Consider the following 25,503-nt stretch of genomic DNA (forward strand, 5'->3'; position numbering starts at 1 on the left):
ACCGTCCGCTTGCCGGCGGATCTCCCGAAAGGCGGGATGATCTTGGGAGCGGCTGTTGCCGGTTGTGTTACTTCGTCGGCTGAGAGCGCGCGGTGAGCTTATTTCCGTCCGGATCGCGAAGGTAGGCGACGAAGGCTCCGTTCGGGCGCTCGCTGGGTGGGCTCTCGATCGCCGTCCCACCATGCGTGGTGCCGGCCTTATGCCACGCGAGAACATGGTCGCGGCTTGCAGCGGCGATACCGATAGTCCCACCGTTGGCCGCGGTCGCTGGATTGCCGTCGATCGGCTTCGTGATCATCAGCCGACCGCCCTTGTGGGCATAGATCAGCCTGCCTCTGGCATCTATCTCGCCAGGCTCGCCTCCCAACGCGGCGAATGTGGCGTCGTAGAAATCTCTGGCCCGCTCCAGGTCGTTGCTGCCGATCATGACGTGAGTGAACATAGTCTTATCTCCAAATAGGGCCTGCGCGAGATAGTCGCGCGCGGTCCGCAAGCGCCCCCCAGAATGCCGTCGCGGCACAGGCGATTGTGGGGCTTGGGAGGCTCGGTGAGCGAGCGCGAGCTCGCGGCCATGGCCCGACCATTCGTCGGCCGGGCCATGGCCCTCCATTCGTCAGAACATGTGGAAAGGTGGCTTGGCGTCGTCTGGCAGGAGCGCCTTATAGGGCGTCCGGACCAGGCGCTCCTCGAAGTCGGCCTTGGCCTTTTCCAGCAATCCCGGTTCGACGAGCACGTCCGCGGCTACGCCCGCCATGACCTTCGCAACGTGAACCATGCCCTTGTGCGCCAGCGGCGATTGACCATGGGCCGTCAACTGCCAGGAATGCCCCGGCGTGCCGATCGTATATGTCGCGCCCCGCGCCTGTACCGTCGGCACGGCCCAGGAGACATCACCGACATCGGTCGAGCCCATCATACGCGGCCCCGGCACCTCCTTGGGTGCGATCGCGTTGCACAGGGGAAAATCCGTCACCGGCAATCCCGAGCGGCGAAATGCGCTTTCGATATGCGCGGGCGTCACGCTCTTCTGCATGCGCCTGGCGAAGGCGACGTCGTCTGCATCGAACGGAGGCGGGCCAAGCCGATCGAAATTGCGCTGCATGGCATCCTCCAGGGGCGTGTTCGCCAGCAAGCTGCTCATCGCGCTGACGACTTCGCTGGTGACCGTGGTCTCCGTCATCAGTGCCGCTCCTTCGGCGATTTTCCGGACCCGGGCGAGGAGTTCATGGACCTGGGAGACCATCGTCGCCCGCACGACATATCGGAGCTTGGCCTTGGCTTGGACAACGTTCGGCGCGATGCCGCCTGCTTCGAGATACGCGTAGTGGATGCGCGCATCGCTCGGCATGTGCTCGCGCATGTAGTTGACGCCGACATTCATCAACTCGGCGGCGTCGAGCGCTGAACGGCCGAGATGCGGAGAAGCGGCGGCATGGCTGGCGCGCCCGGAAAACTCGAAGTCGATCGTCGTGTTGGCCAGGGATATGGCTGCCGTCACCGCCGCAAAATCCGCGGGATGCCAGGAAATCGCGATGTCGACGTCCTTGAAGGCGCCCTCCTTGACCATGAACGCCTTGCCTGCCCCACCTTCTTCCGCCGGGCAACCATAGTAGCGGACGCGGCCCTTGAGCCCACGCTCCGCGAGGAAATCCTTGACCGCCGCGGCCGCCAGCATGGCGCCGGCCCCCAGCAGGTTATGGCCGCAGCCATGGCCGGCCGGCTGGTTCGGAAGCGGTTGATGCTCGGACATGCCGGGGGCTTGCGAGAGCTCAGGCAGCGCGTCGTACTCGCCGAGGATAGCGATCACCGGGCCGTCCTCTCCCGCCTCGCCCATGACGGCGGTCGGCAATCCGGCGATGCTCGTCTCCACGCGAAATCCCTCGCGCCGAAGCTGCTCGGCGTGGGCCGCAGCCGACTTAACCTCGCGGTAGTTGAGTTCGGGCATTTCAAAGACGCGGTCGCTCAACTCGATGTAGTCCGCCTGCTTTGAATCGACGATCGTCCAAATCTTATCGGTATTCTGCACAGCCTTCTCCCGAGATTGCATTCGCGCCATAGAGGCGGCTGAAGGCCGCCGTCATCCGCAATCGCCGGATATCGACAGCCACAGCCTTCGAGAGGCTACTACAAGGCGAACGGCAGAATGGCCGAATTTTACTCAGAAGAATCGGCAATTGTTGCAGACTGATCGAGGTTTGCTTGTGCGCTCCGAAATTCGCGATGCTTGCCTTTGTCCGTTCCCGCTTTCGGCGCCTCTCTTCAGCGCCAATGGCGGATGCCGGCGCGGAGATCACGCTGCCATCGCGTTTCGCGCGGTCCTTGATGGATTCTTCGCTGCGGGTCATCGCCTTCGAAATCGAGTGGCAAGGCGGATCGTCTCCAAACCCTGACGCCCCCTGGGGGATAATCCTGTCGGGCTCGCGCGCAGAGACCGCCGGTGCTTGCCGGACGCGAGTGCAGGAGCCAATCATTTTCCGATCTCGCTTCTGATGCTAGGCATGCCAACATGCTCCGGTCGATCCAACAGCTTCGGGACAGCTCCGCGGTAGGCGCGCTGCTTGCCGACGGCGATGAGCAATTGACGCTGATGGGCGGCGGCTCCGAATACCGCATGCCGTGGCATTGGCACGACTGCCTGATGATATTCCTGCCGCATGTCGGAGCGGTCGATTTCCGCGACGAGACCAGACAATCCGGCGCCTGGCTGAGCGAGGACCGTTTCGCGGTGGTTCCACAGGGTCTCGCGCACCAGACCTCGGCAGCCCGACCGATCCATCGCCATGTGGCGATCTACGCTGCAGATGGACAACTGGCGAAGATCGAGGCCCGCATCGGCTCATTGCATCGTGTGCGCAGCAAGCTCGGACGAACAGGCTTTTTCCCAATGACGTCCGAGATCCGGTCGCTTCGCGGGCTGTGCCAGAGTGGACAGGCCGACGACGCCGTTGCGCAGGTCACGCGCAGCCACCTCGCTGCGGCATTGCTGATCAATTGCCTCGCGCAGATCGAGCGAAGCGATGAACTGTCCGGCGCGCGCCCTGAGGGTCATGGCGAGATGCTCGTTTCGGAGATCAGGTCGTTCATCAGCCAGAACGCCAGCCAGGACCTGCCGCTCGACCTCATCGCCGACAGGTTCGGCTTGTCCAGACGCCATGCAACCCGCTTGTTCCGCGGCAAGACAGGCTTCTCGATCGCCGCCTTCCAGGACCATGTGCGGATCAGGCAGGCGCAGGAGTTGCTGGTCGCGACCACGCTTCCGATTGGCGAGATCGCCTGGCGCGTCGGCTTCGAATCCGGCTCCGCCCTGGCGCGGGCGATGAAGCGCCTGACCGGGCTGACACCGACGACCGCGCGGCGGGACCTGGCCCGATCCGACAAATCTTGAGGCCCGCTCGGTCGCGCAAGGGGCCGCCCCGCCCCTTATCCTGGCGGGATGCTTCAAGAGCCAGGCGAGGACATGCGATGCAGGGCGCTCAACCAAATGGCTTCGTCATCCGTTCGGATCTGACGAGGACGATGCCGATCGGCTTCGGGGCTGCCGTCGTCGACGCCATCGCGCCGTCCATGACGTGAGCGAGGCTGCGACGATGAACGACATCAGGCTTGTCAACGTCTTCACCCATAGGGGAAGCGGCGGGAATCCTTGCCCGATCGCGATCGACGCGTCGGGATGGCCGGAAGCAGGAATGCAGGCGGAGGCCCAGCGCTTCGGCCACGAATCCGGCTTCGTCCTGCCGGGGTCCAGTGCCGATTTCGATTATGCCTTCCGCTTCTGGGTGCCGCGCCACGAGATGGAAATGTGCGGGCACGCCACGATCGGTGCGCTGTGGTGCCTGGCCATGGCTGGCAGGCTCCGGGCCGATCAGCTGCGCATCGAAACGCGCAGCGGACCGGTGACCGGCTATGTCGATCTGACGGATCCCGATGACCCGTCGGTCGAGATCAGCCAGCCGGCCGGCAAGGTCGTCGACCTGACAGCGGCCGAGGAGGAGGAGGTTCTGGCGACCCTCAACCTCTCGCGCCGTGATCTCCTCGACCTTCCCATCCAGAATGCGGTGACATCGCGCGTCAAGACGCTCATCCCCATGAAAAGCACCGCGCTTCTGAATGGCCTCTCGTCGAACATGAGGCGGACGGAAGACTGCTGCGGGCGCATCGGCTCCACGGGCCTGTATCCCTACGCGATCGAGGATCGGGGCGCGCGGCGTTTCGAGGCGCGGCAATTCCCGAAATCCTCAGGCTATCCCGAGGATGCAGCAACCGGCATCGCGGCTGCGGCCCTGGCCTTCGGCTTGCTCAGGAACGGGCTGGTGGGTCGCGACAGCCAGCGCATCACCATTCTTCAAGGGCGGGCCATGGGTTCCCTGTCCGAGATCGGCGTGCGCCTGGGATTTGCCGATGACAGGCCGGTCGGCTGTCTTCTTGGAGGCTCCGTCAAGCCAGCGGAACCGCACGAATGGCATCAGGGCAGCGAGCGCTTTGCCGTCTAGGGGTTTCGCGCCGACGCTTCTCCTGGTCGAGCCCCCTATCGCGCCTGATCGCGGCCCTGCCGTGGCTCGACTGCGGCGATAGAGGCGTCGCGCGAGGGGCCGGGCTGGTCGCGGCAGAGCTCGACCAGCCCTGCCCGGTCGCCGGCCTCGAACGCTGCGATCATCGCCCCCTGCCCGGCGCAGGCCTGCGCCAGATGGGCCGGTTTGCTGCCGTGTTCGATCGGTCGCGATTGGCGCGAAATGGCAAGACGGGCAGGCTGTCCACGCACGAAATGCCCGCCGCGGGACTCGCGGGCCGATTCGTCCGCGATTGCGTGCTGCAGCGAGCCGGAGCGCTCACGCAGGAGCCGGCACGGCAGGGGACAAGCAGCAATGTCAGGCGCAACGGCGCGCGATCTCGCCTTTCCGCAGTCTGCCGACACAGTCTCCTGCGCGACGGTTCTCAGGATCGACAGCAGGTGGCCCCCGCGCCAGGCCAGGGGGGCAAGCCCTATGCCGGATTGCGCCGCGAAGGCCGCAGCCCTATCCCGGCAGTATCGGGGCGTCCCTCCCTTGCAAGGCGTTCAGAACGTTCTCCGTACCGGACAATTGTCTGGCTTGGACGGACTGGTGTCGTCGACTTCCACGCGAGACTGAGACCATGGCTGCTGTTTCAACGACCGACGAGCTCGAGGTTGCATCCGGGATGCTCCATCGGTTCTCCATGCTGATCGAGGACGGTCTGACGAGGAGGCTGTCAGGCTGGCTCTCGTCCGGCGGTGCGTGGCACGATTTCGTCCAAGGTCTGGAGGCCGCCGGCTATCGTCCCGCGCTGCTGGCTCTCGGCATTGCAGCGGTTTGCCTGATTGCCGCTGTTGCAACGGCAGCTTTTGCCAGCGCGATCATCGGCAAAGAGAAGGCCCGGCCGCTTCTGTTCGGGGCCGCCTGGTTCGCGGCCGCCTTGCTCGCGGTGCTGGCGGCCTGGGTCCTGCTCCTCGGTCTTATCACCGATACGGTGCTCCGCCGCGCCTTGCTCAACTGCGTCGTGATCTCGGCCGTGGCGACAATGATCTGTTTCCCGCTGGCCACCGGTCGCCGGTCGATCTTCTGGCCTTGGCGACGCGATCTCGCGGTCGCCATTGGCATCGCGGCCGGCGGCCTGGTGGTCCTTGCCTGTCTGCGCATATGGAATGCGGCCGATCCGCTACGCGATCTCTTCGCGACATTCGCGGTGTCCTTGCCGTTCACCATTCTGGTCGCAGCCGCGTATCTTCGTCATCGCGGGCTGGTGACCAGGGTTCTGTCATTCGGCAGCCGGGCAGGATCGCTCCGCCGGAAGCTGGCTGCACTCTGGCCCGGGCTGGTGGTGGCGGTCGTCATCGCCGCCTTCCTCTTCATCCAGCTGGACCTGACGATCGGAAGGCCGACGCGGGGCGGATTGTTGCTGCTTTCGCTTCTTCTGGTTCTCGCTGGTCCTCATCTCGACGTCGCCATCGAAAGACGCGGCTGGCAGGCGGTTCGCTCGCAGGGCGGAGAACTGACGGGCGCGCTGTGGCGCACCTTCCGCATCGTGGTCGCCGCATCGATTCTCGCGGTCTTGGCCACGCTCTGGCTCCTGCCGATCCTGGATGTCGTCGGTATTCCGCGGGGCACCGTCCTGCTGAAAGCCGGCGAGATCCTGATGCTCGTGCTGGTCATTGCCTTCTGCTGGAACTGGGTGGCCATCATGGCCGCGCGCATCAGACCTCAAACGCCGGGCGATCCGCAGGTCCCCGCCGCCATGATCGGCACGCGGCTGACCACTGTCGGCCCATTGCTCGTGGGCCTCACCAAGGCCGCGCTTCTGACGCTGGGGGCTCTGACCGTCCTGGTGATGCTCGGCATCAATGTCTGGCCGCTGATCACCGGCCTCTCGATCTTCGGCCTGGCGATCGGGCTGGGCTCCCAGACACTGGTCAAGGATGTGGTGGCCGGTCTGTTCTTCCTCGTCGATGATGCCTTCCGCCTGGGCGAATATATCGAGACCTCGGGAGCCAAGGGCACTGTCGAGAGAATTTCGTTGCGATCGGTCTCCCTGAGGCACCCGCGTGGTCCGGTTGCGACCATTCCTTTCGGGCAGATCGGGAAGATCCAGAATTTCAGCCGCGAATGGGTCATCGAGAAGATGATGTTCCGAGTTGCCTTGGACACCGATGTCGAAGCCGTGCGGAAACTGTTCAAGAAGATCGGGCAGGAGATCGAAGCGGATCCGGAGCTGAACGCCGATCTGCTTGAGCCGTTCAAGAGCCAGGGCATTGCAGCCCTCGAGGAAGGCACTCTGGTGATCCGCGCCAAATACAAGGCCCGGGCCGGGCGTCAATTCCAGATCCGCAAGGCTATCCTGTCCAAGGTGCGGATCGTGCTGGCGGAGAACGGCATCAAACTGGTGCCCAAGCCCCTTCATGTCCCCGAGATGGGTGGGTGAGCCCGCCTGTTCGCCTTCGTTTACCGGACATCGGGGCCTTGCGCCACAAGAACCGGTCCAGCCAGAAGCCCCGACCGCTCATCTGCGACGGGGCGCTAGGGCGACCCAGCAGGTCAACGAATAGACAACCGATCCCATGGCGACCATCGCGATCTCAGCCATATCGCGCTCCATCGATCCTCCGGCCGTCAGCCAACCGGACACCGGGCGTATCTCGGGCGGGGCTTTAACCTGTCGGCACGGCCTGACAGTCGAAGCCTTCATCCGATCGATCGCTGTCCGATCAGCAGACGAAACCTATCGGGATCATTTCGCGCATTGCCCGGTCGCCGGGTCTTGCCATTTGGCGCCAATCGCGTCGGCAATCGTTCGATCCCGTCAGGGAAGACGCCCCGGCCGAGCACGGCGATATCTGCGAGATCGCCCGCTTCTTCCGCGTCACGGCGGAGATCGCCATGGTGCGTGAGGCTCATCCGCCGCAGTTGGACGTGGTCTATCCCTGATCCTTGAGGAGACGCTCGACGCAGGTCGCCAGCGAGCCGCGCCATGCGGGAAGCGTAACGCCGTGCCGCGCGGCGAGCTTGCCGCAGTCGAGCCGTGAATTGGCCGGCCTCCGCGCTGGCGTCGGGTAATCCGTCGTGGCGATGCGCTTGACCGCGACCGGCTTGCCGCCGAGCCGCTCCCGGTCTGCGAAGATCGCCTCGGCGACATCGGCCCAGACCGCTTCCCCCGCAGCACTCATGTGAAAGATGCCGCGCAGTGTCTCGTCCTGGGGGCGGGCGACCAGATTGCGCGCCACCGCCAGGACGGCGTCGGCGATGTCGAGCGCGCTGGTCGGGCAGCCATGCTGGTCCGCGACCACGCCGACCTCGTCGCTTGTTTCGGCCAGGCGCAGCATGGTCTTGACGAAATTCTTGCCGAAGGGGCTGTAGATCCAGGCCGTACGCAGGATCGCGTGGTTGTCCGAGGCGGCCGCGACCGCCCGCTCGCCGGCCAGCTTGCTGGCACCATAGGCTGAGATCGGCCCGGTCGCATCGTCCTCGCGATAGGGCCGGTCGAGCGCCCCGTCGAAGACGTAGTCGGTCGAAATCTGGATTACGGGGACGCCAAGTGCGGCAGCCGCGCGCGCCGCTTCACCGGCCGCCTCGCCGTTGACGCGCATGGCGAGGCCGGGCTCGCTCTCAGCCTGGTCCACCGCCGTATAGGCCGCCGCATTGACGATGACATGGGGCCTGGCCGCGCGCAGTGCTGGCGCGATCATTTTGGGGATGGCGAGATCCAGATCCGGGCGGCGGAGCGCGACGACTTCAACACCGGCCGGCACGCGCTCCAGCATGGCGCGGACGACCTGGCCGGTCCAACCGGTGACGACGATGCGCAGACCCATCAGTCGAAAAACCGCAGCATCTCGGCGAGCCGCGGATGCTTGCGATCCCTTTCGGAGAGGGGCAGCGAGGACAGGGGCAGAGCCTCGGCGATGCCGAGGGCCGGATCATCGAAGGCAAGCCCATGATCGTTCTCGGGCGCGTAGGGCCCGGTGGTCTTGCAGAGCACTTCGGTGTCCGGCTCGTGTGTGACGAAGGGCATTGTCATGTCTCCGGCCTGCTTGCGCGGCACGATATGACCGCTGGCCCTGATGTTGTCCGCTTGAACCGATCCCCCACGTAGATCGACGAATTTTCGCGGCTCGTCTATGGACGCGAGCGGGGCCCGAGTCCGCAACACCTCCCGGCTCATGATCATAGTGACCTCCAGTGCTGAAGATCAGCCTCGTCTTCGCCAAATTGAATGGCCGAAAAGCGGACGTACCCAACGTCAGAAAAGGCAGTTCCGGACATTGTCACCCGCCCCCCGGCCAAAGCCCCCCTATCGCGCCTGATCGCGGCCCTGCCTCTGCTCCACGGCGGCGATATAGGCGTCGCGCGAGGGGCGGAGATGGTCGCGGCAGAGCTGGACCAGCCTCGCCCGGTCGCCGGCCTCGAGCGCGGCGATCATCGCCCAATGCTCGGCGCAGGCCAGCGCCAGATGCGAGGGGCTGGCCGCCGTGATCGAACGGGCGCCATGAACCTTCTGCGCCATCATCTGGATCAGCTCGACGAGATGCGGATTGCCGCATGCGGCAAAGAGCGCCTCGTGAAACGCCATATTGGCGCGGAAGGCCGCGCGCGCGTCGGCGTCAGTGACCGCGGCCGCATGGACCTCCTGAATGGCTTTCAGCCGTGAGACGATCTCGGAGCCCGCCGGCAGCGGAATCTGCTCAGCCGCCAAGGTCTCCAGCGCCTCGCGCACCGAATAGATCTGGCGCACCTCTTGCGGCTCCAGCAGCCTGACGGCTGCGCCCTTGTTCGGCACGCGCTCGACCAGCCCGACCCGCTCCAGCTCGGCCAGCGCCTCGCGCACGACATGGCGCTTCACCTCGAGCCGAGCGGCGATGTCCTCCTCGATCAGGCGCTCGCGCGGCAGGAGCCAGCCAAGCACGATCTCCTCCTCGAGGGCATCGGCCACCATGCGGGTGCGGTCGGCGGTGGCAGGCTTCAGCGCGAGGACGGACATGCGGCTTATTCCAGTTCCAACATAATTGTTGACAATCCTGCCAACGGCAACGCCTCATCATGTCATGACGAGCACCGATGACAACACTGCCTCCGCCAAACCGGCCCCGCGCGGCATGCGCCGCAATCTCGCCAGCTATGGCGATCCCGGCTTTTCGCTGTTCCTGCGCAAGGCGTTCATCAAGGCGGCCGGCTTTTCCGACGATGCGCTCGACCGGCCGATCATCGGCATCACCAACACCTTCAGCGACTTCAACCCCTGCCACGGCAATGTGCCGCGCCTGATCGAGGCGGTGAAGCGCGGCGTCATGCTCGCCGGGGGCCTGCCGATGGAGTTCCCGACGGTCTCGATCCACGAGTCGTTCTCGAACCCGACCTCGATGTTCCTGCGCAACCTGATGGCGATCGACACCGAGGAGATGATCCGCGCCCAGCCGATGGATTCGGTCGTGCTGATCGGCGGCTGCGACAAGACCGTGCCGGCGCAGCTGATGGGCGCGGTCTCGGCCGATATCCCCGCGATCCAGCTCATCACCGGCCCGATGCTGGTCGGCCACCACAAGGGCGAGATCCTCGGCGCCTGCACGGATTGCCGCAGGCTCTGGGGCCAGCACCGGGCCGGCACGATCGACGAGGCCGAGATCGAGGTCTTGAGCGGCAGGCTCGCACCGACGCAAGGCACCTGCATGGTCATGGGCACGGCCAGCACCATGGGCTGCCTCGTCGAGGCGCTCGGCATCGCGCTGCCCGGCACCGGCACGATTCCGGCAACCCATGCCGACCGCATCCGCGCCGCCGAAGCCAGCGGCAAGCAGGCTGTTGCGCTGGCCAAGGGGGGCGAGAGCTCACGTGGATTGCGGCCGAGCGAATTGCTGACCGAGACCGCCTTCCGCAACGCCATGGTGGTGCTGCAGGCGATCGGCGRCTCGACCAACGGGCTCGTCCATCTCGCGGCCATCGCGCGGCGCGCAGGCTTGAGCATCGATCTCGAGGAGTTCGACGCGATCGGCCGCGCCGTGCCGGTGCTGATCGATCTGAAGCCGTCGGGCGATCATTACATGGAGCATTTCCACTGGGCCGGCGGCGTGCCGAAGCTGATGAAGGAGCTGCGCGCGCATCTGGCGCTCGACGCCATCACGATCAGCGGCCAGACCATCGGCGAGATCGCGGAGGCCGCCGAGGAGGTGCCGAACCAGACGATCATCCGCAGCGCCGCAAACCCGCTGAAGCAGACCGGCGGCATGGCCGTGCTGCGCGGCAACTTGGCGCCGGGCGGCGCGGTGATCAAGCATTCGGCCGCCTCTCCTGCCCTGCTCCAGCACACCGGCCGGGCCCTCGTCTTCGACTCCGTCGAGGACATGGTGACGCGCATGGACAATCCCGCGCTCGACGTGACCGCCGATGACGTGCTCGTCCTGCGCAATGCCGGGCCCAAGGGCGCGCCCGGCATGCCGGAGGCCGGCTATCTGCCGATCCCGAAGAAGCTCGCCCAGGCCGGCGTCAAGGACATGGTCAGGATTTCGGACGCCCGCATGAGCGGCACCGCCTTCGGCACGATCGTCCTGCACATCACGCCTGAATCGGCGGTGGGCGGCCCGCTCGGGCTGGTCCGCGATGGCGACCTGATCAGGCTCGACGTGCCCGCCCGCCAGATCGAATTGCTGGTCGAGGCGGCCGAGCTCGACCGCCGCAGGGCGCAATGGCAGGCGCCCGCCCACCTCAGCGAGCCCTCGCGCGGCTATCGCGGGCTCTATCTGAAAAGCGTCCTCCAGGCCGACGAAGGCTGCGATTTCGACTTCTGCTGACCGGCCGCAACGCGGCTCAAGACACGTGATGCAGGGCCGGACGAACCGGCCCGCAGCCCAACCCGGAGGACACTGCCCGATGCTGAAACGCGCCTTTCTCGGCGGCACGCTCGCCGCTCTCTCGCTTGCCGGTCTGTCACTTGCCCTTGCCGGTCCCGCAGGCGCGCAGGCCTATCCGCAAAGGCCGGTCACGCTGCTCGTGCCCTATGCGCCGGGCGGGGCGACCGATATCATCGGCCGCGTCATCGCCGAGGAACTCTCGCAGACGATCGGCCAGCGCGTCATCGTCGAGAACCGCGCCGGCGCGGCCGGCAGCGTCGGCGCGGCTGCCGTCGCCCGCTCCCAGCCCGATGGCTATCTGCTGCTGATGGGCGCGCTCACCAGCCACTCGATCAATATGGGGCTGCAGGCCAAGCCCGGCTTCGACCTGAAGAAGGATTTCGCGCCGGTCACCATCGCCGGCACGGTCGGCCTGGCGCTCGTCGTCCACCCCTCGGTGCAGGCGAAGACCATCCCCGAGCTGATCGCGCTCGCCAAGGCCAAGCCCGAGGACTTCAACTACGCCTCCTCCGGCAACGGCTCGCCGCAGCATCTGGCCGGCGAGATGTTCAATGCGCGCGCCGGGACGAAGCTCGGCCATGTGCCCTATCGCGGTAGCGGCCCGGCGATGACCGACATGATCGGCGGCCAGGTCAAGGTGATGTTCGACACCATTCCCTCCGTGCTCCAGCATGTGAATGCGGGCTCGCTGAAGGCGATCGCGACCACCGGCCGCGAGCCCTCCCCCTTCATGCCGGATTATCCGACGGCGATCGCGCAGGGGCTGCCCGATTTCGAGATCGGCTCCTGGTTCGGGGTGCTCGCCCCGGCCGGCACGCCGCAGCCGATCATCGACAAGCTCAACGCCGAGATCGTCAAGGCGCTGAAAAGCCCCAAGGCGCTGGAAGCGATGAAGCTGCAGGGCGTGACGCCCAAGCCCGGCACGCCTGCCGAGGCGGCCGCGCTGATCGACAGCGAAATGACGAAATGGAGCGACCTGATCAAGGCGACCGGGCTGAAGCCGGAGTGATGGAATTTGGCTCCGCGCTGCGCTAGGCCGGAGCGGTGGCACCGGTGAGATCCTGCGCTCATCGACGCCAGCCCTTGGGAGCGAGAGCATCATGACAAACCCCATCGAGCGCATCGCCATTGTCGGCGCCGGCATGATCGGCGCGAGCTGGGCGGCGCTCGCCTGTGCTCATGGCGTCGCTGTCGCGGCTTACGACCCCTCGCCCGCAGCCGAGGAGAAATTCTTCACTTACGTCGCGCGGGCGCGGGCGCAGCTCACCGAACTGGGGCTTGACGGGGCGGGGGCGCTCAGCTTTTCGACCAGGCTCGGCGCGGTGCTTGAAGGCGCGCAGTTCATCCAGGAGAACGGCCCGGAGAACGAGGCCGTGAAACGGCAGTTGCTGAGCCAGATCGACGCCCAGACGGCGCCGGATGCGATCATCGCCAGCAGCACCTCGGCCCTGCTGCGCAGCGCCATCGTCGCCGAGTGCCTCCGGCCCGAGCGCATCATCGTCGCCCATCCGTTCAACCCGCCCCATCTCGTGCCCCTGGTCGAGATCATCGGCGCGGATGAGGCCGTCATTGCCCGCGCCAGCGCCTTCTATCGCGCGCTGGGGCGCAGGCCCGTGGTGCTGAACCGGGAAATGCCGGGCCATATCGCCAACCGGCTGGCGTCGGCGCTCTATCGCGAGGCGGTCCATCTGGTCGAGCAGGGCGTCGCCAGCGTCGCCGATATCGATGCCGCCCTGTGCCATGGGCCGGGTCTGCGCTGGGCCCTGATGGGCCCGCACATGACCTATCACCTCGGCGGCGGCGCCGGCGGCATCAAGGGCTATCTTGCCCATCTCGGGCCGAGCCAGCTCAGGCGCTGGGAATCGCTCGGCCAACCGACTTTAAGCGAAGAGGTGCAGCGCCGGATCGTCGAGGGGGTCGCAGAGGAGAGCGCCGGCCGCTCGATCGCCGAGCTGGAAGCGCGCCGCGACGAGGGCCTGCTGGCGCTGCTGAAATCGCGCAAGCTGGTGAGCGAGTAGGCGGGGTCACAGGCCTGAGTTGGCGCGCAGCAAATCCCGCGCGCAGTCCCTTCGCGGATCAGGCGGCGGCACGCCCCTCGGCCCTGACAGGTGCCCTACAAATCGGTGATCGGCCCCGTGCCCTCGCGGAAGGTTCTCTTCTGCCCCCGCGTCCGCGACGCGTCCCGGCGCTCGATCTGGACGGAGAGGCTGAAGTCAAGCGCGCCGGAGCAGCGGCCACTCAGCGTGATCCTCGTTTCCCCCTGGTCGTGGCTGAAGCTGCAGGTGAGGGATTGGCTGAACCCGGGGCGTTGATCCTGCGCCCAGGCTGGCGATGTCGCGGCCAGGACCAGGGCCGCCGCAAACGCCTTGTCGGTCAGGGTGTGTCGCATCGGTCTGTCCTCCCGTCGACCAAACGTGGGAGTGCGCCTCATGATCAGGTCGGCGTGACGAATTGTGGGGCTCGGCATCCGCGGGATGACCGCGATCCCACCGGACGAGCCGGCGCCTCATCTCGCTTGCACGCGACGGGCCAAACTTAGCACAGCGCTCGCCCGCCGTGCCACACATCCCTCTGCCCGGAGAGACTGAGCGCATCATCCATCTCGATGCGAGGCGATCAGCTTGGACCTTGTCATCGGCGCGGACTCCCGCGTTCGTGCCAATATCTGAGTCATCCCGGCTGCTTGGGCTGAGATCATCACGTTCCAGTGGAACTTCACTGCGCCTTCTCATAGGCGGCATATTGCTCCTCCGTCATGCCCGGCAGCGTCTGCACGAAGGCAACGGCGGCCCGCAGGTCGTCGTCGCCATGGCTGTCCGCGAAGGACGGCATGCCGGTCATCCGAACCCCGTTCTTGACGATCCAGAAGATTTCGGCGGCGGGTGGGCGAAGCGATGGTGACCGACGGCGGGTCGGCCATCAACGCGGCGGGGCTGCCGGGCTCTTCCCGCTCGATTGACAGCATGCCGAATATTGCTACGCAGGCCGGCGAGGGAACGTCCTCAGTCCTGTTGCGGGATTAAAATCTCCGGGGCCGGCCCGGCCCGTTTTTTGGTTCCCGTGCGTGACTAAACCCAGACCTTGGACATCAAGCACTGCCCTGCTTGTCCGGTGGTTCATCTCATCGGCGACGCTCTCTGTCCCGCAGGCCGCAGGGCCGGTCGCCTTCGCGCTGGTCGCCCTGGCTCTGACGGGAGACACGAGCGGCGGCGCAGCGATGATCCTGGCGATGACGCTCGCGCAAGTGGTCGGTGCGATCCCGATCACCCGGGTCGGCAGACGCTTCCCGCCGACGACGTTCCTGCGGCTGCTGGTGGTCTTCCGGACCCTTGCGCTGGCCTCCATCGCAGTGCTGGCTCACCACGGGGCCGCGTTCGGCTGGCTCGTCGCATTCTCAGCCCTGGCAGGGGCGGTGAACGGCGCTGCCTTCGGCTATCTGCGCACGGTGCTCAACGCGCTGGCGCCGGCTGCGAAATTGCCGCGAGCGCTCGGCATCTCGGCGACCCTCAACGAGGTGACGTTCGTCCTGGCTCCCGTGGCCGCCTCCGGGCTGGGCGGCGTCTCGCCGGTCTTCGCCGTGCTGGTTGTCGCGGCGCTCGGGGCGATTCCAGCCCTGCTGGTGCCGACGACCGCCGCAGCCGCAGTGGAGGACGCGCATCATCCCGATGCGTCCGTGGTGAGCCCGGCGATCCTGCTCTGGCTGATGTGCGCCGCCGCAGGTGGATCGACCGTGGCGGCGATCGAGATCGGCGCTGTCGCTCTCGCCCTGCATTTCGGCTACCAACCGACGCTCGCGATCCTGTTCACGGTGCCACTTTGCCTGGCTTCGGTGGCGGGCGGTGTCTGGGTCAGCATTCGCAACCGCATGCAGACGCGCAGGGCTGTCCTGATCCAGCTGACGATCATGACGGTCGGCTCCATCCTCGTCGCGCTCCAGATCTCGCTGGCGGTCACGGTCCTTGGCGCGGTCCTCGTCGGAATGGTTCTGGCCCCGCTCGGCACCTATTACTCGCTTGCTCTCGACGCGCTCGCCCCTCCGAAGAAGCGGCCCGAGGTCTTCGCCCTGCTTCGCACCGCGAACGCAACCGGCGTCATCCTGGCCAGCGCGGTGATGACGGCCGTCTCCCTGTCCACGGCCCTGATCGTCGTGAGCTGCCTGATGATCACGGTCGTGGTCGTCGTCGGCCTGTCCTCGCGCATCAAAACCTGAGGGTCGGCGCCCGCGCTTCACAGCTTCGGCCCGGCTCAGTCCTGCCATGCCGGCAGCCTCCACCCCTTCACGGTCGTTGTGGCCTTCGCAATCGCCCCTGCCCGGCGCTTGGAGCCCCCAGCTCAGGGCGCGGGGGGCGTGTCCGGCCGGCGACGGTCGTGATCGTTGCTGGCGTAGTAGCTGCGCTTGTTCTCATACATCAGCCGGTCGGCCCGTTTCACCAGGGACTCCATGGTTTCGCCCGGCTCGGAGGTGGCCATGCCGAGCGAAAGGCTGAGCGCCGTGTCGCCATGGAACTGGTTATTGAGCTCGATCAGCTGCTGGACATTGGCCAGAACCAGCCCCGCCTCGCCCGTGCCGGCGCCCGGCAGCACCACGGCGAATTCGTCGCCGCCGATCCGTGCCGCGAAGAGCGGCTTGTCCACCGCCTTGGCGAGCACCTCGCCGGCGCGGCGCAGCAGATCGTCGCCAGCGCCATGGCCGCACTCGTCATTGACGCGTTTCAGGCCGTTGAGATCGACCAGCATCAGCGAGACGCGCTGCGTGCGCTTGCGTTCGAGACGGTTGAGCTCGTCGACATAGAAGCTGCGGTTGTAGAGCTTGGTCAGCACGTCGTGCTTGCCGAGGAATTCGAGATAGGCCTCGGCCTTGCGCCTTGCCGTGATGTCGGTCAGCGCGACCTGGACCAGCGACCAGCTCTGTTCATGGCCGGGCAGCACCGAGAACTGCAGGTGCAGGTAGAGCAAGGTGCCGTCGAGCTTGTAGTTCACCACCTCGCGCTGCTGGAAGATCTTGCCGTTCCAGAGATCGATGAGCTGCTCGCGGAAGGGGACGCGCATCTCGCCGCGAAAAGCCTCGTCGAGATTGTCGAGCAGATGCGCCTTGTCGCGCGCCGCGAAGAGCTCGAGCGTGTGCCTGTTGACGTCGAGCACCCTGATCTCGTGCATGCAGCGGTCGATGAATTCGGGGTGCACCTCGGTGAAGACGCGCAGATCCTCGATGCCCTGCTCGCGCAGATCGTCGAGCAGGGCTTTGACATGGCGGAAATCCTCGACCCAGAGCGAGACCGGCGAATGGTCGAACAGGCCGCGCGCATAGGCCTCGCTCGCCACCAGCTCGCGCCGGGCCTGCTCGCGTTCGGTGATGTCGTCGATGGCGACCAGCACCCGGTCCCAGCTCGCCTCATGTCCCGGCAGGATGCGCCCGTTGATCTGGACGTCGAGGCGGCCGCCCGACAGCGTGTAATTGACGGTGCGGCTGCTGAAATCGAGCTTGCCCTCCCAGAGCTGGACCAGCTCGTCGACATGGCTCTTCAGCATGTCGGCCCGGAAGACCTGGTCGAGATTGGCCATCAGGTGCGCGGTGTCGTCGGCGCCGAACAGAGTCAGGGTCTGCTGGTTGACCTTGAGCAGGCGGATGCGGCTGGAGCAGGCCTTGACCCGCCCAATATCGGCTTCGAGGAAGGCGCGCAGATCGTCGACGCCCTGCGTGCGCCATTCCGCAAACAGCGCCTGGATGCCGCTATAATCCTCCAGCCAGAGCGAGACCGGCGCGAGATCGAACATATGCCGATCATCGGCGGCAACAGGGGTGATGGCAGGGGGCACGCTTGTCATCGACCATTCCAATTCCGGCTTGCCCGGAGGGCTCAAGCCACCGATCGCCGGGGCGGCCAAGCCTGATTCGTCAGGCGCCATGATACCGCAAGTTGTGGCGCAGGTTCGCCCGTCGGGTCGCTGCCCGATCGGCCTGCGCAGGAGCGGTCGTCACGTCGACGCCAATACTGGAGCATCGCCTGTTCCTGCCCTCTGTCCGCAGGGACCTGCGAGGCGCAGCCGGCGCAAATCGTCGATCTGAAGGAAGCCCTGGAAGCCCCGGCGGCGGCGACTTTCTGCGAACCCGACAAATCAGCCTTAACTACGATCCCGCATCTCACGCACAAATCGTCGATCGCACTCCAAAGTACATTTGAGGCTGTTGGCGTTCCGCGTTAGTATTTCTAGTGGAAACGATGATACTCGACATCGTTCCTGCTTTCAGCCCTTACCTATGTCTTCTGGTGGGTTCACGAGGGCGTTCCATGTCGGCTCAAGAACGCGGGCTTGCCCGCCTCATGCTTAGGCTCCCCGCGTTCCGCAATCGCTTCGCGCGAATGCAAGCCCCCCGGTTTCGCGGCGTCTGCGAGGAGTACGACGTCATCTGGGAGGTGATCACCCACCGGTCCCAGGACCAACGCTGCGCGATGTTCAGCTTCGATGATTACTGCCGCCTCGCGGTCTCGATCGAGAGCGACGCGATCGCGATGGCCGAGGCCGTTTCCGATCCCGGCACCATCGGCATCCTTGGCGTGTGACAGCCGGACCGACTGACGCATCCCTCCCCGTGAAGGCAACGCCTGCCAGTATCCGCCAAACTTGGCACAGTCTGCCTGCGTCCGGGGAATCCACTTGCGACCCAGCTCGGACACTCCTCCCCTCGCCTGGGAGCGTCCGGATGAGTGGTTTGCAGAAGTCAGGCCGGGTTCATCGAGGGGCCGGATCGCGCGCTTAAGCGGAAGTTGGGCCGAGCGCGTATACCGGGCAATTCGCGCACAGTCTCGCCCTTAGCGTGCGTTCGACACCGGGCGTGATGGGGCGCGAATGGCCTGAGCGACCGCGACGGCGATCTTTTGCGCTACGCCACTTTCGAGGTCGATGAGTTTCCCGGAACGCAGATCGGCCTCGTAAATTGCGGACCAGATAATGGCTGATGTGTCTCGGTCGACGAGGCGGCTGGTAATCCTGAGTTTGCCCTCGCCAGCACGGATCATGCCTTCAAGGATGTGCCGGGCGTCGAAATGGCGCCGGGCCACGGACCGCCGCGACGCCAACGCATTGGAAGCCTCGCTTCGAACGACCGTCAACTCCCGAAAGGTCGCGAGTTGTGAAAGCACCTCTTCGGAAAGACCGGTCGCGAAAGCACCGGCTTCTGCGGTCGGGGAGAGGTTGGTGAAGGCCTTGACGAGAAGCGAAGGACCAAGGGGGCTTGTCGATGACGCAGCCGGTCGCGATTGGTCTATCATCCCGATGAATGCCAAGAGAGTGCCGAACACCAGTGCGGTAGCCGAGCCGACGAGCCAGGGGCGCCTGAGCCAATCGAAGAATGATGCGCGGGTTTGCGCCCTCGGCTGCGGCGTTGGGGCTGAGAGAGGCTGGGCAAGTGTCTGATCGTCCAGTCGCCAGGAGAAGCTCGGTACGTAACTTCCTTTGGGAATTTCGATCAGGACGGGGTCTGTCTTGCCCTCAAGGAAATAGTAAAGCTCCAAGGCGCGCCTGAGCCGCCCGGCCTCGATACGAACGACCGGATCGTTCAGAACGTCGATGCTCGTATCCCGGCCGAAGACTTCGACAGCGACCGAATAGGCTTTGATGCGGTCTGCCCGCCCAGCGAGCGTCTGTTCAACCACGTAGGACAGAAACCGGCGTACCCGATCGGGCGCCTTGAAATCGCAGCTTTCTAAAATGCGGTGGAGTTGGGCGCGGATATCAGCTTCGCAGGGCCCCGACACCGGTTGGGAGGCCGCGGCATCAGAAACACAACTGGATGTCGCTTGGCGTTTCATGGAGTTAATCTCCCGCCCATCAGCTCTGGAACACTCATAATGCCCAGATAGACGCAGGCATCACAAGCCAAATTCTGATGATCTCCGAGTTTTCGATCCCCCGTCTCAATGTATAGTAGCGCTAACCGTCAAAGACGATCCTCTCGTTTAACGAATTTAAAGCCCCCCGAAAGAACCGGAATTTACGCTAACAGTTTGACACTGCGTCTCGCCTTTGACTTTCCGTCCCACGCAAATGCTCCAAACGCCCGCCCTCTTCGCGCGCCGAACTGGGCGGCACATTTGATGTCCCTAGGTACAATTTTCGCACCACTTCGATAATGGCAGGGTTCAACATCACGAGCGCTTGCTGTCTTGAAAGTCCAGGGGACCTGAAATGACAAAGATCAAACTTGCAATCTTCGCTACGGCGACGGCCGGAATCGCCTTCACCGGTCTTGCCGCGACAACGGAAGTCGCAAATGCCGTCGTTTATTGTAGCTATATTGGTTATCCCGCCGGATGCGTCGCGCGGCCCGGTGTGCGCCTCGTCGCTCGGCCCGTCGGGGTCGGAGCCGTCACCGCGCCTCGTCCGGGAAATCGCAACGGGGGTGTCAACAGGGTCGGCGTTCGCCGCTAGCGCCTTCCGGCGACCGAGCCGGGTTGCAGCGCTCTGCTATCAGGCGGCAAGCAGCTTGGGCGCATGACGTTAAATTCGACGACGCGATAGGTCAGCAAACCACCCTTTTGCGGACCTCGCATATCGATGCTTGAAGGTCGTGATGGGGTCGAGTCTCCCTGTTGGCGGCTTGGCCAGAAGGCTGGCAGATTGTCCCCGGACCCAGGCGCCCCCTGAGACCGGGGCCATGATCTTGGGCGCGGAAACCACCGGCGCGGGCCGCCCGCAAGCTCCCTCCCCGGCCGACCTGATCACCACGAGCCGGTGCCTGCTCGTTCGCGCGGGACGGACTATCGAGGCCGACGAGGACGGGCCCGCCCCGACGCTCGGCGCCGTCAGGCTCTCGCTTGGCCGCTTCAGCGCTGCCGCAGAGATCGACGCCGCCGCCGCGGCCCTGATCGCGGGCTACCGGAGACTCCAGGCACGGTGACGCTTTGCCGGCCGGTTGCCTGAGGCGTTCCCGCTCATCGCTGGGACGCGGAACCAGACGTGATCGCCCGGCACGATCGCGTCCCCAGGGTTGCGAAGGTGGTGCTGGTGCCAGCCTGAATCAGGACAGAGGGCGGCCAGGGGGATCGCTCAGCGCGTCTCCGCCATGATGCCGTCGATACCGGCTGCCAGGGCCTCCCGCGAAATCTCGCCCGTATGGAGCGAGGCGAGCGTGCCGTCGCGGCGCAGGAACAGCGTCACCGGCAGCCCAGGCGCCGCGTAATGGCGCGAGAGGGCCATGGCGGCATCGAGCAGGACCTGATCGAGCGTCAGCCGGTCGGCCAAGAGATAGCTCCGGATCTTCTCGGCGCTCTCGCCCTGGTTCACGAAGAGGAAGCCGACATCCGCCCGCTCGGCCGCTTCGCGCGCCAGCATCGGCATCTCCCGGCGGCAGGGTGGGCACCACGTCGCCCAGAGATTGACGACGAGCGGCTTGCCCTCGAAATCGCCGATCGAGCGGAGGGCGCCGTCCAGGGTGGCCATGCGGGTTGCCGGCGCCTGCTGGCCATAGGTCGCCTTCGTCAGCTCCAGCGTCACCAGTCCGACGAGGCCGGCGACGAGCACCGCCCCGGCTGCACCGGCGGCGAAGCGAACCGATCGACCGTAGAATGCGGTTACGAGCGCCATCCCGAGCAGCCCGGCGGGGATCGAGAATCCGCCTTGCCAGATCGCCAGCATGCGCCATGGCTCCTGCGCAAAGCTCGACCAATGCAGGACGACATGGCCGAGGCGGGCAGCGACGATCGCGGCAAGGACCGCCGACGACGCCCATGCGTTCAAACGCGCGTCAAACCGCCTGGACAGGAGCGCGGCTGCCATCAGCAGGGTCGCGATCGCGAGGATCGCGGCGAAGCGGTCCGGCGCGAAGACGAAGGGACCGATGCTGACGGCATTCATCCGATTGCGCTCCTGCTCTCGCGCGATAAGGCCGGCCGATCCGAGGGCCGGTTCCGGCTGCATCGGGCGGGCGCCTTAAGCCAGGCTTAAGCTCAGTTTCCTCTCGGGCTTCGCAGGCAAGAGAGCAAGGCATCGCTATGACGCAAGACGACATCCGGCAGGACAGCAGGCCCGCGAGCCCGATCCTGCATCGCCGCCAGGTCCTGCTGGGCAGCTTGCTGCTGGGCGGCTCGGCCGGGGCGATCTCGCTGTTGCCGCCGCGGGCGCTGGCGGCTCCGCCGCCCTTCGTGACCGAAGCCGGCGGGCAATTCATCGAACTCGACCCGCGCGAGGACGTCTCGGCCATCTCGCTCACGGATTTCAATGGCCGGACCCGGTCGTTCGCCAGCTATCGTGGCCGTCCCTGTCTCGTGGCCTTCTGGGCGAGCTGGTGCCCGCCCTGTCTTCGCGAGCTGCCGATCCTGCATCGCCTGCAGCAGAGACGCGATCTCGGCTTCGCCGTCGTCCCCGTCTCGATCGACCGCGACGCGGCCGCGGCCCAACGGCTCATCGACCGCCTGGGCTTGGGCGGCTTTGCGAGCTTCATCGATCGCGACGGCCGCGTCGCCTCGGGTCCGAAATCGCAGATGCAGACGCCCTTCCAGCTCTACGGGATGCCGATGAGCTATGTCGTCGATGCCAGGGGCAGGACGGCCGGCCATCTCGCCGGCGCGGCGGACTGGGGCACGCCGGAGGCGATCCGGTTCATGCACTATTTCGCGCGCGAGGGCTGACCAGGACGCACTGCGCCCGCATACTGGAGCCTGTTGGCTTCGGCGTCATGGGAGATGCCCGAAGAACAGGCGGATGAACGAAAGGACCGAGGTCTCGACCCGCACCAGGCCGCGCGGCGCGCTCGCCGTTCGAGGCCCTCCGCCTGGCATCAAAGTGCCATGGGGCAGGAACTTGCGAGACCGTCATCGGTTGAATGTCCGGGGGCTGTCGTCGACAACCTCCGACGACGTGGGATGGTTGCCATGATCGAGAGAGACGGCGATGTATTCCGTTTATTTTCAGAGGATTATCGAAGCTTTTCGCAGGAGGAGATGAGCCTGCGGGAATACCTGCTGGCCTGCCGCGAAGACAAATCGATGTATGCCTCCGCCCCTGAGCGGATGGTCGACGCGATCGGCGCGCCAAAGCTTTTCGATACGAGCCAGGACGAGCGCCTCGGCCGGATATTCTCCAACCGGACGGTCAAGCTCTACCCGTCCTTTACCGATTTCTTCGGCATGGAGGATACGATCGAGAGGATCGCCGGCTATTTCCGCTACGCATCGCAGGGCCTGGAGGAGCGCAAGCAGATCCTCTATCTGCTCGGCCCCGTCGGCGGCGGCAAATCCTCCCTCGCCGAGCGGCTGAAGAAGCTGATGGAGGAGCGCCCCTTCTACACGCTCAAGGTCGGGGACCGGATCAGCCCGGTCTTCGAATCGCCTCTGGGCCTGTTCCGTCCCGATCGGATGGGCGATCTCTTCGAGGACAAGTACGGGATCGCGCGGCGTCGACTGACCGGCCTGATCTCGCCCTGGGCGGCGAAGCGGCTCGACGAGCTCTCGGGCGATATCTCTGGGTTCAGCGTCGTCAAACTGAACCCCTCGCGCTTGCGGCAGGTCGGCATCGCGAAAAGCGAACCAGGCGACGAGAACAATCAGGATGTCTCGACGCTCGTCGGCAAGGTCGACATCCGCCAGCTCGAAAACTTCAGCCAGTCGGACCCGGACGCCTATTCCTACAGCGGCGGGCTGAACCGGACGACGCAGGGCCTGCTCGAATTCGTCGAGATGTTCAAGGCGCCGATCAAGGTGCTGCATCCCCTGCTGACCGCGACCCAGGAAGGCAGCTACAACGGCACCGAGAACTTCGGAGCCTTTCCCTACCAGGGCATCGTTCTGGCGCACTCCAACGAGTCCGAATGGCTCCAGTTCAAGAACAACAAGAACAACGAGGCGTTCCTCGACCGCATCCTGGTGGTCAAGGTGCCCTATTGCCTGCGCGTCACCGAAGAGCGGCAGATCTACGAGAAACTGCTGCGCGAGAGTGAACTGGCCGGCAGCCCCTGCACGCCGGAAGTGCTCGATATCCTCAGCCGCTTCTCGGTCTCGACGCGGCTGGCCGAGTTCGAGAACTCGCCGCTCTATACAAAGATGCGCGTCTATGACGGCGAGAACCTCAAGGAAGTGGAGCCAAAGGCGAAGGCCATCCAGGAGTATCGCGACGCCGCCGGGGTCGACGAGGGCATGACCGGCGTCAGCACGCGCTTTGCCTTCAAGATTCTCTCGCAGACTTTCAACTACGACACCAGGGAACTGGCCGCCGACCCGGTGCACCTGATGTACATCCTGGAAGGCGCGATCAAGCGCGAGCAATTCCCCAAGGAGACGGAAGCGGCCTATCTCGACTTCATCAAGTCGGAGCTCGCGACGCGCTATGCCGAGTTCATCGGCCACGAGATCCAGAAAGCCTATCTGGAATCCTATGGCGAATACGGCCAGAACCTGTTCGACCGCTACATCGCCTATGCCGACGCCTGGGTCGAGGATCAGGACTACAAGGACCCCGATACCGGCCAGCTGCTCAACCGGCAGGTCCTCGACACTGAATTGTCGCAGATCGAAAAGCCGGCGGGCATCGCCAATCCCAAGGACTTCCGCAACGAGGTCGTGAAGTTCACCTTGCGCGCCCGGTCCAGGAACAATGGCCGCAACCCGTCCTGGACCAGCTATGAGAAGCTGCGCCAGGTGATCGAGAAGCGGATGTTCGGTCAGGTCGAGGATCTGCTGCCCGTCATCAGCTTCGGCTCGAAGCAGGACAGCGTGACCGAGAAGCGTCACCAGGGCTTCGTTCAGCGCATGGTGGAGCGTGGCTATACCGAGCGCCAGGTCCGGCGCCTGGTGGACTGGTACATGCGTGTGAACAAGGCGGGTTGAACGCGGCCGGAGCGTGCCATGCCGATTTTCATCGACCGCCGCCTGAACCCGAAGGACAAGAGCCTGGGCAATCGCCAGCGCTTTCTGCACCGCGTCCGCGCGGAACTGAAGCGCAGCGTCCAGGAACAGATCCGGGCCGGCAAGATCGCCGATGCAGACGGGGCGCACGCCGTTTCGCTCCCGGCGAAGCGCACGAGCGAGCCGCGCTTCCGCGATGCCGGGGACAGCGGCCGGCGCCAGCATGTCCTGCCCGGAAACAGGCATTTCGCGCCGGGGGACAGGATGCCGAAGTCGGGCCGGGGCGGCGGATCGGGATCGTCGCCCCGCCTGGAGGATTCCGAGGACGATTTCCGCTTCGTGCTGTCGCGCGAGGAGGTGCTCGATCTGTTCTTCGAAGATCTCGCACTTCCCGACATGGTCAAGCTCAATCTCAAGGAGATCGTCGCCTTCAAGCCGCGGCGGGCCGGCTTCTCGGCGAGCGGCTCGCCGACGAACATCAACATCGCGCGCACCATGCGAAACAGCCATGGCCGCCGCATCGCCCTCCAGCGGCCCAGGCGCGAGGAGGTCGAGGCCATCCTGCGCGAACTGGCCAGGATCGAGGCCGACGAGCCAGGCGCCGCCGACGCCGACGTCGCAGCCCTGCGCGCCGAACTCGACCGGCTGGAGCGCCGGCGCCGGGTGACTTCCTTCGTCGACCCGGTCGATATCCGCTTCAATCGCTTCGACGCGCAGCCTCGGCCCAACGCGAACGCGGTGATGTTCTGCCTGATGGACGTCTCAGGCTCGATGGGCGAACGCGAGAAGGACCTGGCCAAGCGCTTCTTCGTCCTGCTGCATCTATTCCTGAAGCGGCGCTACGACCGCACGGACATCGTCTTCATCCGCCATACCCACGTGGCGCAGGAGGTGGACGAGGACACCTTCTTCTTCAGCATGCAGAGCGGCGGCACCGTGGTTTCCACGGCGCTGGAGGAGATGCAGCGCATCATCGCGCAGCGCTATCCCAGCCGGGAGTGGAACATCTACGCCGCCCAGGCGTCGGACGGCGACAACCTCGCGACCGACTCCAGGCGCTGCCTCAAACTGATGGATGGCGAGATCATGCGCCTGTGCCAGTATTTTGCCTATGTCGAGATCATCGACGAACGCGAGAGCGAGATCTTCGGCTCCACGGACAACGGCACCCCGCTCTGGCGCGCCTATCTCACGGTCAAGGAGAGATGGCCGAATTTTGGCATGAGCCGCATCGCTCGGGCCGCCGACATCTACCCGGTCTTCCGGCATCTCTTCACCCGCCAACCGGCGCAGTTGCGCAAGTGAGGGAAGCGC

24 protein-coding genes are annotated in these 25,503 nt (G+C 65.5%); 12 read left to right on the plus strand and 12 right to left on the minus strand.

Features of this window, described 5'->3' with window-relative positions; genetic code table 11:
- Positions 1–67: 67 nt before the first annotated feature.
- The 3 genes from AC1DW9_RS26985 to AC1DW9_RS26995 all read right to left on the minus strand — a co-directional run bounded on the left by AC1DW9_RS26985 (position 68) and on the right by AC1DW9_RS26995 (position 2,345).
- The gene (locus tag AC1DW9_RS26985) at positions 68–442 is read right to left on the minus strand and encodes a VOC family protein (protein WP_441508292.1); all 375 of its coding nucleotides are present in this window, start codon (positions 440–442) and stop codon (positions 68–70) included.
- Between the two features lie 171 nt (positions 443–613).
- On the minus strand, positions 614–2,026 hold the full coding sequence (locus tag AC1DW9_RS26990; RefSeq protein WP_441493832.1) for a M20 family metallopeptidase: 1,413 nt from the start codon (positions 2,024–2,026) through the stop codon (positions 614–616).
- The gene (locus AC1DW9_RS26995) at positions 2,010–2,345 is read right to left on the minus strand and encodes a hypothetical protein (RefSeq protein WP_441508291.1); all 336 of its coding nucleotides are present in this window, start codon (positions 2,343–2,345) and stop codon (positions 2,010–2,012) included. The genes AC1DW9_RS26990 and AC1DW9_RS26995 overlap by 17 nt, the downstream gene beginning before the upstream one ends.
- Before the next feature lie 161 nt (positions 2,346–2,506).
- Between AC1DW9_RS26995 and AC1DW9_RS27000 the strand changes: the two genes are divergently transcribed.
- Positions 2,507–3,385: a helix-turn-helix domain-containing protein gene (locus AC1DW9_RS27000; RefSeq protein ID WP_441508290.1), complete on the plus strand. Its 879-nt coding sequence runs from the start codon at positions 2,507–2,509 to the stop codon at positions 3,383–3,385.
- Between the two features lie 202 nt (positions 3,386–3,587).
- Complete coding sequence (locus AC1DW9_RS27005) at positions 3,588–4,490, plus strand: PhzF family phenazine biosynthesis protein (RefSeq protein ID WP_476776271.1); 903 nt, start codon at positions 3,588–3,590, stop codon at positions 4,488–4,490.
- Positions 4,491–4,525: 35 nt separating this feature from the next.
- Here the strand turns inward: AC1DW9_RS27005 and AC1DW9_RS27010 are convergent, their stop codons facing one another.
- Positions 4,526–4,759 (minus strand): hypothetical protein, encoded by a 234-nt coding sequence (locus tag AC1DW9_RS27010; protein ID WP_441493829.1) that lies wholly within the window; start codon positions 4,757–4,759, stop codon positions 4,526–4,528.
- Between the two features lie 371 nt (positions 4,760–5,130).
- Here AC1DW9_RS27010 and AC1DW9_RS27015 point away from each other — a divergent pair, with 371 nt between their 5' ends.
- A complete protein-coding gene (locus AC1DW9_RS27015) occupies positions 5,131–6,933 on the plus strand; it encodes a mechanosensitive ion channel family protein (RefSeq protein WP_476776272.1) in 1,803 nt (600 codons plus the stop codon).
- Between the two features lie 493 nt (positions 6,934–7,426).
- Here the strand turns inward: AC1DW9_RS27015 and rfbD are convergent, their stop codons facing one another.
- The 3 genes from rfbD to AC1DW9_RS27030 all read right to left on the minus strand — a co-directional run bounded on the left by rfbD (position 7,427) and on the right by AC1DW9_RS27030 (position 9,486).
- Positions 7,427–8,320, minus strand: a complete 894-nt coding sequence (rfbD, locus tag AC1DW9_RS27020; protein WP_476776273.1) for a dTDP-4-dehydrorhamnose reductase — start codon at positions 8,318–8,320, stop codon at positions 7,427–7,429.
- Positions 8,320–8,670: a dTDP-4-dehydrorhamnose 3,5-epimerase family protein gene (locus AC1DW9_RS27025; protein ID WP_476776274.1), complete on the minus strand. Its 351-nt coding sequence runs from the start codon at positions 8,668–8,670 to the stop codon at positions 8,320–8,322. Before AC1DW9_RS27025 ends, rfbD begins: the two co-directional genes overlap by 1 nt.
- A 129-nt stretch (positions 8,671–8,799) precedes the next feature.
- Complete coding sequence (locus tag AC1DW9_RS27030) at positions 8,800–9,486, minus strand: GntR family transcriptional regulator (RefSeq protein ID WP_476776275.1); 687 nt, start codon at positions 9,484–9,486, stop codon at positions 8,800–8,802.
- 64 nt (positions 9,487–9,550) lie between these two features.
- Here AC1DW9_RS27030 and AC1DW9_RS27035 point away from each other — a divergent pair, with 64 nt between their 5' ends.
- The 3 genes from AC1DW9_RS27035 to AC1DW9_RS27045 all read left to right on the plus strand — a co-directional run bounded on the left by AC1DW9_RS27035 (position 9,551) and on the right by AC1DW9_RS27045 (position 13,368).
- Positions 9,551–11,290 carry an IlvD/Edd family dehydratase gene (locus AC1DW9_RS27035; protein WP_476855235.1) on the plus strand — a complete coding sequence of 580 codons (1,740 nt, stop codon included), beginning with the start codon at positions 9,551–9,553 and terminating at the stop codon, positions 11,288–11,290.
- A gap of 79 nt (positions 11,291–11,369) precedes the next feature.
- Complete coding sequence (locus tag AC1DW9_RS27040) at positions 11,370–12,359, plus strand: Bug family tripartite tricarboxylate transporter substrate binding protein (protein ID WP_476776277.1); 990 nt, start codon at positions 11,370–11,372, stop codon at positions 12,357–12,359.
- A gap of 91 nt (positions 12,360–12,450) precedes the next feature.
- Positions 12,451–13,368: a 3-hydroxyacyl-CoA dehydrogenase NAD-binding domain-containing protein gene (locus tag AC1DW9_RS27045; protein WP_476776278.1), complete on the plus strand. Its 918-nt coding sequence runs from the start codon at positions 12,451–12,453 to the stop codon at positions 13,366–13,368.
- A 95-nt stretch (positions 13,369–13,463) separates the two neighbouring features.
- Here the strand turns inward: AC1DW9_RS27045 and AC1DW9_RS27050 are convergent, their stop codons facing one another.
- Together AC1DW9_RS27050 and AC1DW9_RS27055 are read right to left on the minus strand one after the other, a co-directional pair.
- The gene (locus tag AC1DW9_RS27050; protein ID WP_476776279.1) at positions 13,464–13,739 is read right to left on the minus strand and encodes a hypothetical protein; all 276 of its coding nucleotides are present in this window, start codon (positions 13,737–13,739) and stop codon (positions 13,464–13,466) included.
- Between the two features lie 326 nt (positions 13,740–14,065).
- Positions 14,066–14,221, minus strand: coding sequence for a c-type cytochrome (locus AC1DW9_RS27055; RefSeq protein WP_441493704.1), 156 nt, complete (start codon positions 14,219–14,221; stop codon positions 14,066–14,068).
- A 193-nt stretch (positions 14,222–14,414) separates the two neighbouring features.
- On the opposite strand from AC1DW9_RS27055, the gene AC1DW9_RS27060 reads away from it, so the two are divergent.
- A complete protein-coding gene (locus AC1DW9_RS27060) occupies positions 14,415–15,560 on the plus strand; it encodes an MFS transporter (RefSeq protein ID WP_476770282.1) in 1,146 nt (381 codons plus the stop codon).
- A gap of 122 nt (positions 15,561–15,682) precedes the next feature.
- Here AC1DW9_RS27060 and AC1DW9_RS27065 read toward each other — a convergent pair whose 3' ends face one another.
- Positions 15,683–17,176, minus strand: a complete 1,494-nt coding sequence (locus AC1DW9_RS27065; RefSeq protein WP_476776280.1) for a sensor domain-containing diguanylate cyclase — start codon at positions 17,174–17,176, stop codon at positions 15,683–15,685.
- A gap of 464 nt (positions 17,177–17,640) precedes the next feature.
- Here AC1DW9_RS27065 and AC1DW9_RS27070 point away from each other — a divergent pair, with 464 nt between their 5' ends.
- Positions 17,641–17,913 (plus strand): hypothetical protein, encoded by a 273-nt coding sequence (locus tag AC1DW9_RS27070; RefSeq protein WP_476770280.1) that lies wholly within the window; start codon positions 17,641–17,643, stop codon positions 17,911–17,913.
- Positions 17,914–18,162: 249 nt separating this feature from the next.
- Here AC1DW9_RS27070 and AC1DW9_RS27075 read toward each other — a convergent pair whose 3' ends face one another.
- Positions 18,163–19,161 carry a hypothetical protein gene (locus AC1DW9_RS27075; protein ID WP_476776281.1) on the minus strand — a complete coding sequence of 333 codons (999 nt, stop codon included), beginning with the start codon at positions 19,159–19,161 and terminating at the stop codon, positions 18,163–18,165.
- An 845-nt stretch (positions 19,162–20,006) separates the two neighbouring features.
- On the opposite strand from AC1DW9_RS27075, the gene AC1DW9_RS27080 reads away from it, so the two are divergent.
- Positions 20,007–20,249 (plus strand): hypothetical protein, encoded by a 243-nt coding sequence (locus tag AC1DW9_RS27080; protein WP_441508278.1) that lies wholly within the window; start codon positions 20,007–20,009, stop codon positions 20,247–20,249.
- A gap of 149 nt (positions 20,250–20,398) precedes the next feature.
- Here the strand turns inward: AC1DW9_RS27080 and AC1DW9_RS27085 are convergent, their stop codons facing one another.
- Positions 20,399–21,205: a TlpA family protein disulfide reductase gene (locus AC1DW9_RS27085; protein ID WP_476776282.1), complete on the minus strand. Its 807-nt coding sequence runs from the start codon at positions 21,203–21,205 to the stop codon at positions 20,399–20,401.
- A 137-nt stretch (positions 21,206–21,342) separates the two neighbouring features.
- Between AC1DW9_RS27085 and AC1DW9_RS27090 the strand changes: the two genes are divergently transcribed.
- The 3 genes from AC1DW9_RS27090 to AC1DW9_RS27100 all read left to right on the plus strand — a co-directional run bounded on the left by AC1DW9_RS27090 (position 21,343) and on the right by AC1DW9_RS27100 (position 25,494).
- Positions 21,343–21,978, plus strand: coding sequence for a TlpA disulfide reductase family protein (locus AC1DW9_RS27090; protein ID WP_441480056.1), 636 nt, complete (start codon positions 21,343–21,345; stop codon positions 21,976–21,978).
- 243 nt (positions 21,979–22,221) lie between these two features.
- On the plus strand, positions 22,222–24,171 hold the full coding sequence (locus AC1DW9_RS27095) for a PrkA family serine protein kinase (protein ID WP_441493691.1): 1,950 nt from the start codon (positions 22,222–22,224) through the stop codon (positions 24,169–24,171).
- Between the two features lie 18 nt (positions 24,172–24,189).
- Positions 24,190–25,494 carry a YeaH/YhbH family protein gene (locus AC1DW9_RS27100; RefSeq protein ID WP_476776283.1) on the plus strand — a complete coding sequence of 435 codons (1,305 nt, stop codon included), beginning with the start codon at positions 24,190–24,192 and terminating at the stop codon, positions 25,492–25,494.
- Positions 25,495–25,503 lie beyond the last annotated feature (9 nt).

Source organism: Allobosea sp. P4_E12 (assembly GCF_056401655.1).